Origin of the sequence: Propionibacterium freudenreichii subsp. freudenreichii (assembly GCF_000940845.1) — a bacterium.
GTDB classification, from domain to species: Bacteria; Actinomycetota; Actinomycetes; order Propionibacteriales; family Propionibacteriaceae; genus Propionibacterium; species Propionibacterium freudenreichii.
Genome location: NZ_CP010341.1, coordinates 2,029,274 through 2,041,550, shown reverse-complemented (window position 1 = coordinate 2,041,550; position 12,277 = coordinate 2,029,274). Strand labels below are relative to the sequence as shown.

At 68.0% G+C, this 12,277-nt stretch carries 9 protein-coding genes and 1 pseudogene; 8 read left to right on the top strand and 2 right to left on the bottom strand.

The window, feature by feature from the left end:
* Nucleotides 1-115 precede the first annotated feature (115 nt).
* The 5 genes from RM25_RS08935 (at nucleotide 116) to RM25_RS08915 (ending at nucleotide 4,939) form a co-directional block, all read left to right on the top strand.
* Entirely contained in the window at nucleotides 116-1,192 is a 1,077-nt protein-coding gene (locus RM25_RS08935) for a transaldolase family protein (RefSeq protein ID WP_013161749.1), read from the top strand.
* 313 nt (nucleotides 1,193-1,505) lie between these two features.
* Nucleotides 1,506-2,495: an inositol 2-dehydrogenase gene (iolG, locus tag RM25_RS08930; RefSeq protein ID WP_013161748.1), complete on the top strand. Its 990-nt coding sequence runs from the start codon at nucleotides 1,506-1,508 to the stop codon at nucleotides 2,493-2,495.
* 143 nt (nucleotides 2,496-2,638) lie between these two features.
* Nucleotides 2,639-2,986: a hypothetical protein gene (locus RM25_RS08925; protein ID WP_013161747.1), complete on the top strand. Its 348-nt coding sequence runs from the start codon at nucleotides 2,639-2,641 to the stop codon at nucleotides 2,984-2,986.
* A 174-nt stretch (nucleotides 2,987-3,160) separates the two neighbouring features.
* On the top strand, nucleotides 3,161-4,084 hold the full coding sequence (iolE, locus tag RM25_RS08920) for a myo-inosose-2 dehydratase (RefSeq protein ID WP_044636341.1): 924 nt from the start codon (nucleotides 3,161-3,163) through the stop codon (nucleotides 4,082-4,084).
* Between the two features lie 246 nt (nucleotides 4,085-4,330).
* Complete coding sequence (locus tag RM25_RS08915) at nucleotides 4,331-4,939, top strand: LysE/ArgO family amino acid transporter (RefSeq protein ID WP_044636340.1); 609 nt, start codon at nucleotides 4,331-4,333, stop codon at nucleotides 4,937-4,939.
* Between the two features lie 327 nt (nucleotides 4,940-5,266).
* On the opposite strand, the gene ilvD is transcribed toward RM25_RS08915, so the two are convergent.
* Together ilvD and asnB are read right to left on the bottom strand one after the other, a co-directional pair.
* Entirely contained in the window at nucleotides 5,267-7,108 is a 1,842-nt protein-coding gene (ilvD, locus tag RM25_RS08910) for a dihydroxy-acid dehydratase (RefSeq protein ID WP_013161744.1), read from the bottom strand.
* A gap of 132 nt (nucleotides 7,109-7,240) precedes the next feature.
* Nucleotides 7,241-9,151, bottom strand: a complete 1,911-nt coding sequence (asnB, locus tag RM25_RS08905) for an asparagine synthase (glutamine-hydrolyzing) (protein WP_044636339.1) — start codon at nucleotides 9,149-9,151, stop codon at nucleotides 7,241-7,243.
* A gap of 208 nt (nucleotides 9,152-9,359) precedes the next feature.
* Between asnB and RM25_RS08900 the strand changes: the two genes are divergently transcribed.
* From RM25_RS08900 to RM25_RS13275, 3 genes and pseudogenes are all read left to right on the top strand, one after another.
* Nucleotides 9,360-10,613 carry a glutamyl-tRNA reductase gene (locus tag RM25_RS08900; protein WP_044636338.1) on the top strand — a complete coding sequence of 418 codons (1,254 nt, stop codon included), beginning with the start codon at nucleotides 9,360-9,362 and terminating at the stop codon, nucleotides 10,611-10,613.
* Entirely contained in the window at nucleotides 10,610-11,542 is a 933-nt protein-coding gene (gene hemC, locus RM25_RS08895; protein WP_044636337.1) for a hydroxymethylbilane synthase, read from the top strand. Before RM25_RS08900 ends, hemC begins: the two co-directional genes overlap by 4 nt.
* Nucleotides 11,539-12,276 (top strand): annotated as a pseudogene (locus tag RM25_RS13275) (uroporphyrinogen-III synthase); the annotation flags it as partial. The gene hemC and the pseudogene RM25_RS13275, both read left to right, overlap by 4 nt.
* Between the last annotated feature and the right edge of the window lies 1 nt (nucleotide 12,277).

The window sequence follows — 12,277 nt, the reverse complement described above, 5'->3', positions numbered from 1 at the left end:
TCCTGACAAATAGTTGACATGACATGCGGGTCGAAGGTTCAATGGACCTCGTTGGTTCGCCCCACCGTCGAAGACGACGCGGATGGCACCGGCGACCACACTGAGGAAGGAAACCATGAGCATCGAATACACGCCCGGGCCCCTGCTCGAGGCTGCCCGCAATACCCCCACCGCGCTGTGGAACGACTCGGCCGATCCCGATGAGCTGCGCCAGTCGATCTCCTTCGGCGGCGTGGGCGCCACCTGCAACCCGTCGATCGCCTACACCTGCATCACCAAGCGCAAGGACAAGTGGCTGCCGCGCATCGCCGAGATCGCCGAGGAGATGCCGCAGGCCTCCGAGTCCGAGATCGGCTGGCAGGCCGTCAAGGAGCTCTCGCTGGAGGCTGCCGCACTGCTCGAGCCCATCTTCGAGCGTGAGAACGGACGCGACGGCCGACTGTCGATCCAGACCGATCCCCGCCTCGCCCGCAGCGCCAAGGCTCTGGCCGACCAGGCCGAGGAATTCAGCAAGCTCACCAAGAACATCATCGTGAAGATCCCGGCCACCGAGGTCGGCATCGCAGCGATCGAGGACGCCACCTATCGCGGCGTCTCGGTCAATGTCACCGTCTCGTTCACCGTGCCGCAGGCAATCACCGCCGGCGAGGCCATCGAGCGCGGCCTGAAGCGCCGCGAGGCCGAGGGCAAGGACACCTCCACGATGGGCCCCGTGGTCACCCTCATGGGTGGACGCCTGGACGACTGGATCAAGATCGTCGCCAAGCGCGACGGCCTGTTCCTCGATCCCGGCCACCTCGAATGGGGCGGCGTTGCAGCCCTGAAGCGGGCCTACCACGAGTTCCAGGCCCGCGGACTGCGCGCCCGGGTGCTGTCGGCCGCCTTCCGCAATGTCATGCACTGGTCGGAGCTGGTGGGTGGCGACCTGGTCGTCTCACCGCCGTTCGCCTGGCAGGAGATCATCAACAAGTCGGACTACAAGCCGGTCAACCGCATCGACGAGCCGGTGGCCCCCGAGATCATGAAGACGCTGCAGTCGATCCCCGAGTTCGTGCGCGCCTACGAGCCCGACGGCCTCACGCCGGCCGAGTTCGACGCCTTCGGCGCCACCCGCCGCACGCTGCGTGGCTTCCTGCAGGCCGACGCCGACCTCGACGAGCTCGTGCGCAATGTGATCATGCCCCAGCCGTGATCCGGCGCCTGTCGGGGCACCCGGCACACAACTCCATGACGCACAACAGCACAGCTTGACCAAGAACACCGCTTGATCGAGAACACAGCTTGACCCACAACTTCACAGCAGGAACCGCAGGGGCGGAGCCGTGGTGCCGGCTCCGCCCATCGGCCCCGGCCATCCTGCGGACCGCACCGGCAGTCATCCACCCGGATGGCTGCCCGCACGACGGGGCACGCCGTCCCGTCGTCCGCCAAGGTCTCCCCTCCACAGAGGTCTACCCGTTCGATTTCATCCACTTCATTCCGCTTGTGCGGGAAAGGCAGCAACGATGCTGAGAATCGCCGTCATCGGCGCTGGCCGAATCGGCCACGTCCACGCCAAGACCATTGCCTCCCATCCGGACGCCACATTGGAACTCGTCTGTGACCCGGTCGGCGATGCCGCCGAGAAGCTGGCCGCGCTCTACGGCGCCCGTGCCGCCAAGCAGACCGACGACATCTTCACCGACCCGAACATCGACGCGGTGATCATCGGTTCACCCACCCCGCTGCACATTCCGCACCTGCTCGCCGCCGCGAAGGCCGGCAAGGCCGTGCTCTGCGAGAAGCCGATCGCCCTCGACATGGCTGACGTCACCGCCGTCGAGTCCGAGCTGGACGCCATCACCACGCCGGTGATGTTCGGCTTCAACCGTCGCTTCGACCCCTCGTTCGCCGCGATCCACAAGGCCGTCGGTGACGGCAAGGTCGGGCGCCTGGAGCAGCTGACCATCATCAGTCGCGATCCGGCGGCCCCGCCGATCGAGTACATCAAGGTCTCCGGCGGCATCTTCCGCGATATGACCATCCATGACTTCGACATGGCGCGCTTCTTCCTGGGCGACATCACCGAGGTCTTCGCGGCCGGCCAGGTGCTGGATCCCGCCATCGGCGCGGCCGGCGACTTCGACGCCGCCGTGGTCACCCTGAAGGCTGCCTCCGGTGCGGTGGCCACCATCATCAACAACCGGCACTGCGCCTCGGGCTACGACCAGCGACTGGAGGCTGCCGGCGACGAGGGTGCCCTGTTTGCCGACAACATCCGTCCCACCACGGTGCGCTTCTCGTCGGCCACCCAGACCGACGCCCAGGATCCCTACCTGGACTTCTTCCTGGAGCGCTACGCCGACGCCTACCGCCTCGAGCTGTCGGCCTTCATCGAGGCCGTCGAGAACGGCACGAAGCCGCCGACGGGCATCGACGATGCCATCAAGGCGCTGCGCCTGGCCGAGGCTGCCACCGACTCGGCGCGCAGCGGCAAGCCGGTCACCCTGGCCTGACCGGGCCATGCCGGCACCATTGGCCTGATCGGGCCAGGCCGGCAACACTGGTCATCAGCGACCAATACGGCCATTGGCGTCGGAACCCTGCTGTTCCGGCGCCAATGGCGTCCCAACGGCGTCCCGGCATCTCTGGAGGATCCATGAACGAACCCGACCGGCCACAACGGCCCTCACTGGCCTTCTTCACCAGGCTGTTCGGGCAGTCGTTCATCGTGGTCTGGGGCGCCTTCTGGCTGTTCGCCCTGTTCAGCCTCATCAGCTGGAGCCCGGCCCTGGAGCACTACTGCTCCGGCGTGGCGGGCTGTCGCAGCGGCCTCACCGAGGTCGCCCTGGTGGGCGTGATCAGCTCGCTGGTGGGCATGGCGGTCTGCTTCTTCACCCGTCACCGCACGGCGTACTCGCCGGCCCGGCACGCCTCCCTGCCCTGGCTGGTGCTGGCCGTGGTGGCGGCCGTCACCGTGGGCTCGGTGCCCATCCTGATGCCCTGAAACCCAGGAGGGGTCCTTTCAACCTGACATAGCTTTGTCAGGACAAATTAGGTTATGATCGGTACGAGTCCTGACGGCGGGCCCCTCGCCGCCGCCAGCGAGACAACGAACGTCCCACGACCGAAACAAGCCGCGGATCCACCATCGCGTGATCCGCCCACTCAGGAGGAACCGATGGCAAAGAAGCTGTCCCCAGACACCGCGATCAAGGACCCCAACGGCCTCACCTGGGGCATGCACCCGATCAGCTGGCGCAACGATGACATCCCCGAGGTGGGGGAGTGGAACACGCTCGAGATCCTGCTCGACGACCTCGTGACGCTCGGCTTCGCCGGCACCGAGTGCGCCGGCTTCTTCCCCAGCCCCGAGGTGCTGAAGAAGGAGATCGACGCCCGCGACGAGAAGATCGCCGCCCAGTGGTTCTCGTCGTTCATCGTGCGCGACGGCGTGGATGCCGTGGCGAAGGACTTCGAGCAGACCTGCGCCAACCTCGAATATGTCAACGCCCCGCGCGTGGTGGTCTCCGAGCAGACCGGTTCGGTGCAGGGCATCCGCGATGTATCGATCTTCTCCAACAAGCCGGTGATGAGCGAGGCCGAGTGGACCCAGCTCGCCAGGGGCCTGGAAGTGCTCGGCGACATCGCCCACAGGCACAACATGGAGCTCGTCTACCACCACCACCTGGGCACCGTGGTGATGACAGCCGACGAGACCAAGCGACTCATGGACATGACCGATCCGAGCAAGGTCTCGTTGCTGTTCGACACCGGCCACGCCTACGTCGGCGACGGCTCGGTGATGGCGATCCTCGAGCAGAACATCGACCGCATCAAGCACGTGCACTTCAAGGACGTGCGTCCGCGCAAGCTGGCCGAGTCCAAGGCCGCCGAGCGCTCCTTCCTCGACTCCTTCCTGGCCGGCATGTTCACCGTGCCCGGTGACGGCATCATCGACTTCCCGACGGTCTACCGCTACCTGATCGACCACGGCTACCAGGGCTGGATCCTGGTGGAGGCCGAGCAGGACCCCGAGATCGCCAAGCCGCTGATGTACGGCAGGATGGCCCGCGACTACATCGAGAAGGAACTGTTCGCCTGACCCGGTTGCCCGACCCCGCTCGCTGGGGCCCCACAGCCCGGGCGCCGGGCGACGACCCCCGTACCGAGCTGTCACAGCGGCTTCCCCGACCGACCGGGGGAGCCGCTGTGGCGCGTTCGGGGACGGCGTGCGCCCGTGGTCCGCGGTTGCGCTCCCGGAGAGGTGCTGGCGGGAGGACGGCCCCGGCGACGACCACCAGACGGGACCCGCCCGCCCCGCACCGCCGCGGGGCCCTAGATTCACCGTGTGCTCACCCTTGCCACGGGCCTGGCGACATCGCTCGGGCTGATCGCCGCCATCGGCGCCCAGAACGCGTGGGTGTTGCGCCAGGGCATCCGCCGCCAGCACATCGGGGTGATCGTGGCGCTGTGCATTGCCAGCGACATGGCGTTGATCAGCGTCGGCACGCTCGGCATGGGTACCCTGGTGACGTCGGCGCCCTGGGTGATCACCGCATTCACCTGGGCCGGTGCCGCCTACCTGTGCTGGTTCGCCTGGCGCAGCTTCCGCTCCGCCCTGCGTCCCCAGTCCGACGACGCGCTCACCGGTCAGGGCCCGGACGCCGGGGCCCTGCGTCCGATCGTGGGCACCACGCTGGCACTCACCTGGCTCAACCCGCACGTCTACCTGGACACGATGGTGATGCTCGGCGGCTTGGCCAACCAACATCCCGGGCTCACCCGCTGGGCCTTCGCCGGCGGGGCCATGCTCGGCTCGGCGCTGTGGTTCGCCGCCCTCGGCCTCGGTGCCCGCGCCCTGTCCCGCCCGCTGTCGAAGCCCTCGGTGTGGCGCGTGATCGACGCCGCCATCGGCGTGATGATGCTCGCCATCGCCGCCAGGCTCCTCCTCGGCTGATTCGACAAGAGGGTAGGGGCCTGCGGGGCGGCGTATGTGGCCCGCGGGAAGTGTTTCTGCCGCAAAAGGGGAGGGGTCTGCGAGGCGGCGCAGTCCGTAAGCTTCTCAGGACAAGCGTCTCGCAGACCCCTCCCCGGAGCCGGTCGGGTGTCTCGCAGACCCCTCCCCGGGCCGATCAGGTATCCCCGCAGGGATCTGTTCCGTCACACGAAAAGGGTGCGGGCCGTCGAGGCGGCGCAGTCCGTAAGATTTTCAGGACAAGCGTCTCGACGGCCCACACCCGTGCCGAGCCATTGTGCGGACACAAGGTCCGTCACGTGGAGAGCATCACAACTGCCGACGTGCAGCACCCTTGTCAGCACTCTGCGCCAGCAGCGCGAACACCTTCAGCGCATTGCTCACCGGACGCACGCGGTTCTCGGGCACCCAACCCTTGGCCTCACGCACTGCACGGCGCCTGGCGAGTTCATCGTCACTCACCTCGACGTTGATCGTGCGGTTCGGGATGTCGATCGAGATGATGTCGCCGTTCTCGACCAGGCCGATGTTGCCACCCGAGGCCGCCTCGGGGCTCATGTGCCCGATCGACAGGCCCGAGGAGCCGCCGGAGAAGCGACCATCGGTGATCAACGCGCACTTGGGGCCGAGCCCTACGCCCTTCAGGTAGCTGGTGGGGTAGAGCATCTCCTGCATGCCCGGGCCGCCCTTGGGGCCCTCGTAGCGCACGACCACCACGTCGCCGGCCTTGATCCGCTTGCTCAGGATGGCCTCGACGGCCTCCTCCTGGCTCTCGGTGATCGCGGCCGGACCACGGAAGACGTACTGGTTCTCGGGCACGCCGGCGGTCTTGACGACGCAGCCGTCCACGGCGATGTTGCCGTGCAGCACGGCCAGGCCACCGTCGGTGGTGTAGGCATGCTCCACCGAGCGGATGCAGCCGTTCACCTCATCGGTGTCGAGCTCGTCATAGGTCTTGGTGGAGGTGAACATCTCGGTGGTGCGCACACCACCGGGGGCCGCCTTGTACAGCTCGAAGGCCTCGGGCTTCGCCTTGCCGCCGCGCACGTCCCAATCGTCCAGGAAGCCCTGCAGCGACGCATGGTGCACCGAATGCACCTCGTCGTGGAGCAGCCCGGCGCGGTTGAGCTCGCCCAGGATCGCCGGGATGCCACCGGCACGGTGCACATCCTCCAGGAAGTACTGCGAGCTGTTCGGGGCCACCTTGCAGATGCAGGGCACCCGGCGGGACAGCTCGTCGATGTCCTCCTGGGTGAAGTCGACCTCGCCCTCCTGGGCGGCGGCCAGCAGGTGGAGGATCGTATTGGTCGATCCGCCCATTGCGATGTCCATCGTCATCGCATTCGCGAAGGCATCGCGCGTGGCGATCGCGCGCGGCAGCACCGACTCGTCGTCGCCGTCGTAGTAGCGCTTGGCCAGCTCCACCACCAGCGCGCCGGCCTGCTCGAACAGCGGCTTGCGGGCGGCATAGGTGGCCAGCGTCGTGCCATTTCCGGGCAGTGACAGGCCGATCGCCTCGGTGAGGCAGTTCATCGAATTGGCGGTGAACATGCCTGAACACGAGCCACACGTGGGGCAGGCCGACATCTCGATGCGCTTCAGTTCGTCGTCGGACACCGACGGGTCGGCCGAGGCGGTCATCGCGTCGATCAGGTCGAGGCGGGTGGTGTCGGTGCCGTCGTCGCGCTTGACGGGACGACCCGACTCCATGCCGCCGCCGGAGACGAACACGGTGGGGATGTTGAGCCGCAGCGCGGCCAGCATCATGCCGGGGGTGATCTTGTCGCAGTTCGAGATGCACACCAGCGCGTCGGCCTGGTGGGCATTGCACATGTATTCCACCGAGTCGGCGATCACCTCGCGGCTGGGCAGGGAATAGAGCATGCCGCCATGGCCCATCGCGATGCCGTCGTCGACGGCGATGGTGTTGAACTCCTTGGCCACGCCACCGGCGGCCTCAATGGCCTTCTTGACGATGGATCCGACGTTCTTGAGGCCCACATGGCCGGGCACGAAGTCGGTATAGCTGTTCGCAATCGCCACGATCGGCTTGCCGAAGTCGTTCTCGGTCATACCCGTGGCAAGCCACAGGGCACGGGCGCCCGCCATGGGGCGTCCCTCGTAGGTGGTTTTTGAGCGCAGTTTCGGCATGGGAGTCCTTTCGCGTAATGCAGGCCCCAATGTATTGCGGCCCGCAAGGCGCCACGGACGGTCCCACGGCTCGACCCCTCGGCGGCAGGCCGAGCGGGTCGGGCCCGCCCGGCCGGCGCTGCCGGTGCGCGGCTAGAGGCGCACGGGGTATTGCGGGTGCGGAACCTCGGGCGTGACCGTGCCGGCCACGAAGATGTCGAACCACAGCATGAACACCAGCACGGTCCAGATCTGGCGCGAGTGGTCGGCCACGCCGTCGCGGTGCTCGTCGAGCAGCTTCATGACGGCCTGCGGGTTGATGTACTCGTCGGTGGGCGAGTTGAGGATGATGTCGCGCGCCCAGGCGTACGAATCGCCGCGCAGGTACACACGGGTGGGCACCGGGAAGCCGAGCTTGCGGCGGTGCAGCACATGGGGCGGAACGACCCGCTCGAGGGCCTTGCGCAGGGCGTACTTGGTGGTGCCGTCCGCCAGCTTCTCGCTGAGGGGAATGTGGCGGGCCACCTCGAACACCTCCTTGTCGAGGAAGGGCACGCGCAGTTCGAGCGAATTGGCCATCGTCATCTTGTCGGCCTTCACCAGGATGTCGCCGCGCAGCCAGGTGAACAGGTCGATGTCCTGCATCCGCTGCACCGGATCCCAGCCCTTCGACTGGGCGTAGATCGGGTCGGTGACATCGTGGAACGAGATATTGGGGTCGTAGGTGCGCAGCAGGCCGGGCAGCTGCTCCTCGCGGAAGATGCGCGCATTGCCGTAGTAGCGGTCCTCCATGTCGAGGGTGCCGCGGCGCAGCATGTCCTTGCCGCGCATCCCGTCGGGCAGGGCGCGTCCCACCGCGGCCAGGCCGCGGCGCAGCAGGTGGGGGAGTCGTTCCAGCGGACGCAGGCTCAGGGGCTCGTGGTAGATCGTGTAGCCACCGAACAGCTCGTCGGCACCCTCGCCCGACAGCACCACCTTCACCCGCTTGCGGGCCTCATTGGCCACGAAGTAGAGCGGCACCAGGGCCGGATCGGCCACCGGATCGTCCAGGTACCAGACGATCAACGGCAGGGTCTTGGTCATCTCCTCCTCGGTGACCCAGCGGGTGATGTGCTCCACGCCGATCGCCCGGGCCGATTCGTCGGCCACGTCGACCTCCGAATAGCCGTCCACCTTGAAGCCGGTGGTGAAGGTGAGCAGGTCGGGGTTGTAGCGCTTGGCCAGCGCGGCGATCGCGGTGGAGTCGATGCCGCCCGACAGGAAGGCGCCCACCGTGACGTCGGCACGCATGTGCTTGGCCACCGAGTCGTCGAGCACCTCGAGGATGCGGTCGTAGAGGTCGCGCTGCTCGCGGGTGTTGTTCACCGGGATCGACTGGAAGTCAGGATGGAAATAGCGGGTCTGGGTGAGCTCGCCGTTCGTCAGGGTGAACGAGCAGCCCGACTCGATCTTGGACAGGTCCTGGTCCATGCTGGCCGGCTCGGGCACGTACTGCAGCACCAGGTAGTGCTGCAGCTCGGGCACGTTCACCTGTGCGGTGCCGGTGAGTGCGCGCAGCGACTTGGCCTCCGAGCCGAAGACATAGCCGTCGTCGACCTTCGCCATGTACATGGGCTTGATGCCGAACGGGTCGCGGGCACCGAAGGCGACGTCCTCCTGGGAGTCCCAGATTACGAACGAGAACATGCCGCGCAGCTCGTTGACCCACTCGGCCCCGTGGTAGTGGTAGCCGGCCACGATCGACTCGCCGTCACCCTCGGTGTGGAACACGGCGCCATCCTCGGCGGCCAGGCGTTCGCGCAGCTCGAGGTAGTTGTAGACCTCGCCGTTGAACACCATCCAGTAGCGGTCGGGGGTCTCGGGCGGGCCCCACTTCAGCGGCTGCCCCGAGTTGTCGATGTCGATGATCGACAACCGGTTGAAGCCGAAGCAGGTGTGCTCGTCGTGCCAGATGTTGGTGTCATCGGGGCCCCGGTGCCGGCACTGCTTCATCCCCTCGCGCACCTGGTCAACGCGCTCGTCGCGCAGGCTTTCGGTGGAGATGAAGCTCATGTAACCGCACATGGGGGCCCAACTTCCTGAAGATTGTTCATCAACGGCGTACCCGTTCAGTATTGCCGATCGGGTGAAACGTCCGACGCACGTCGCACGCCTGAAATCGGCGGTGCAACGCGTCCCGGCGCTCGTGGCTGCCCGCCCGCGGGAGCATAGCCAACCGACGAGCGTGTTTGGAGACAGCCGTTCTCGGCGAATTGCGGGTTAGCATGCGGGGGTGCGTATCCATCTCGTCGGCGTCGACTATCTTACGGCGCCACTGACAGCCCTTGCCTCGCTGGCGCCGGCTGACGAGCTGGCCCTCACGGTCATGGGACGCGAACCCGGCATCGCCGGGGCCGCCCTGCTGTCCACGTGCAACCGCTATGAGCTGATCGTCGATGCCACCGATGCCGTGGACCCCGACCGTCTGCTCGGGCTGGCCAAGGCCGGAATCCGCGAGCTCGCCCCCGATGTCGATCCCCGTGCGCTGGCCGGACTGGAGGTGCGCAGCGACGACACCGCCATCTGCCACCTGTTCGAGGTGGGCGCCGGACTGTGTTCCGCCGTGGTCGGCGACAAGCAGGTGGCCGGCCAGTTGCGCCGTGCCTATGAGCTGGCCTCCGACCGGGGCCAGTGCACCGCGCGCCTGCACCGGCTCTTCCACGACTGCCTGCGCGTCTCGCGCACGGTCGCCTCGTCCACCTCGCTGGGTGCGGTGGGACGCTCCGCCGCCGGCGTCGGACTCGACCTGGCCATGGGGCGTGGCGGCCTGCGGGGCGCGCGCGTGCTGCTGATGGGCACCGGATCATTCGCCCGTGTGGTGGTCGCCGAGCTCACCGACCGACGGGTCGGCGAGATCGAGTGCTGGTCGGCATCGGGACGCGCCGAGGAATTCGCCGCACACCATCCGGTGACGCCGGTGTCGTCCGATGGCCTGGACCGGGCACTGCAATCGGCCGACCTGGTGATCACCTGCTCGGGCAACGGGGTGGTGCTCAGTGGCACCACGCTGTCGGCCGCACGCCCGGAACTGGCGCGCAACGCCGACCGGCAACTGTCGGTGATCGACCTCTCGCTGGGCGGCGATGTCGACGAGGCCGCCGCCGAACTGCCCGGCGTGCACCTGGTGCGACTCGACGATGTCAGCTCGCGCACCGCACAGCTGCAGTCCGCCGTGATCGAGGAGGCACAACGCGTGGTCACCCAGGGTGTCGCCGCCCATCTGTCCAAGGAACGCGCCAGGGTCGCCGATCCGCTCGTCACGGCGCTGCGCCAGCATGCGAAGGTGCTCGTCGACGATGAACTGGCACGCGTGCGCGAGAACGAGTCACCCGAGGTGGTGCAGGCCGTCGAACGGTCGCTGCGCCACGCCATCGGCGTCATGATGCACACCCCCACGGTGCGCTTCTCGCAGCTTGCCGAGGAGGGCAAGCTCGAGGACTGCAGGACCGCCCTGGACGTGCTGTTCGGTGTCGAGGTGGAAGCGTGAGCCAGACCCCGCAGGGCGCCTCGGGTGATCGCCGCGTGCTGAAGATCGGCACTCGGGGTTCGCGGCTGGCGCGCTCGCAGAGCGCCATGACAGCCGCCCTCATTGAACAGGTCACCGGGCTGCCCACCGAACTGGTGATCGTGCGCACCGACGGCGACGACCTGTCGATCCCGCTGTCGGCGCCGCCGCGCCCGGGGGCCTTCGTCGCCCGCCTGCGTGATGTGCTGCTCGACGGCGAAGTCGACATCGCCGTGCATTCCTTCAAGGACCTGCCCTTCGCGCCCATGCCCGGGCTGTCGGTGGTGGCCGTGCCGCAGCGCGCCGCCGCCTTCGACGCCCTGGTGAGCCGCGACGCACTGGGCCTCGACGAGCTGCCGGCCGGATCGAAGGTCGGCACGTCCAGCCCGCGGCGCGCCAGCGCGCTGCTGCGCTACCGCGACGACCTGGAGATCGTGCCCATCAGGGGCAATGTCGATACCCGCATCCGCAAGGTGCGCGAGGGACGCGTCGACGCCGCCGTGCTCGCCGCCGCCGGCCTGGAGCGGCTCGGCCTGCACGACGAGATCACCGAGCTGATCGACCCGAAGGTGATCGTGCCCGCCCCGGCGCAGGGCGCCCTCGCCGTCGAGATGCGCACCGATGATCCGTTGGCCGCCACCGTCGCGCAGATCAACGACCACGACACGCGCATCCAGGTGGCCGCCGAGCGCCAGGTGCTCACCGGCGTGCAGGCCACCTGCACCACCGCCATCGGAGCCCACAGCGTGCTGCAGGGCTATTCCCTGACGCTGATGGCCGACCTCACCGATCACATGGGCGTCGCCCATGCCCATGTCGCCCGCACCATCGGCCTGCGCCGGGGTGACCCGACCGACGACGCCCGGGCGCTTGGGGAAAGTGTCGCCGAACAGCTTCTGGAGCGCCCATGACAGTCCGCCCCCTCCTGCTCATCCGTCCCGACGGCAATGAGCGGGACGCCATCGCGCTCGATCGCTTCGGCCTTGCCTCGACGATCGATCCCTGGCTCGAGGTGCGTGCCGCCGACGATTCCGCGCCGGCCCACCGGATGACGGGCTTCCTGCAATCGAGCGGGGCCCAGGTGATCCTGCTGATCACCTCGCCGCGCACCTGGCAGCACTGGGCGCAGCAGGTGGGCGTCGCGGCGCTGGAGAATGCGGCCGTCGGCGCGGTCGACCGCGGCATGCGCGTGTTCTGCACCGGGCCCGCAACCCGCGATTCGCTGCCTGCCAAGCTCGCCGGGGTCGCACAGATGGCACCCAATGCCGCCGAGCTGGCCCGGCTGGTCAACGGCCGGGAACTGCCCCGCATCACCGGGGACCCCGACAACGCCGGCCTGCCGCCGGTGGCACTGATCCCGGGCAGCACCATCGCCCGCAAGGAGCTCCCCGAGGCGCTGGAACGTGCCGGCTGGCACGTGCTGCGCTCGGCCATCTACCAGACCCATCCGGTGGCCCGGCGCCCCGAGAGCGCCGAGCTGTTGGCGTCCGGTGCGTTCAGCGCCGTCGTGCTGCGTTCACCCAGTGCCGTGCAGGCCCTGGCCGAGTTCACCGGGGGCACGCCGATTCCGGCGTCCACTGCGGTGATCACCGCCGGACCCACCACCAGCGCCGCCGCCCGCGAGGCCGGATTCACCGTGCAGGCCT

What these genes read in the sequence shown, in the direction of transcription:
- RM25_RS08935 (WP_013161749.1), top strand. Translation starts at nt 116, where the DNA reads ATGAGCATCGAATACACGCCCGGGCCCCTGCTCGAGGCTGCCCGCAAT.
- iolG (WP_013161748.1), top strand. Translation starts at nt 1,506, where the DNA reads ATGCTGAGAATCGCCGTCATCGGCGCTGGCCGAATCGGCCACGTCCAC.
- RM25_RS08925 (WP_013161747.1), top strand. Translation starts at nt 2,639, where the DNA reads ATGAACGAACCCGACCGGCCACAACGGCCCTCACTGGCCTTCTTCACC.
- iolE (WP_044636341.1), top strand. Translation starts at nt 3,161, where the DNA reads ATGGCAAAGAAGCTGTCCCCAGACACCGCGATCAAGGACCCCAACGGC.
- ilvD (WP_013161744.1), bottom strand. Translation starts at nt 7,108, where the DNA reads ATGCCGAAACTGCGCTCAAAAACCACCTACGAGGGACGCCCCATGGCG.
- asnB (WP_044636339.1), bottom strand. Translation starts at nt 9,151, where the DNA reads ATGTGCGGTTACATGAGCTTCATCTCCACCGAAAGCCTGCGCGACGAG.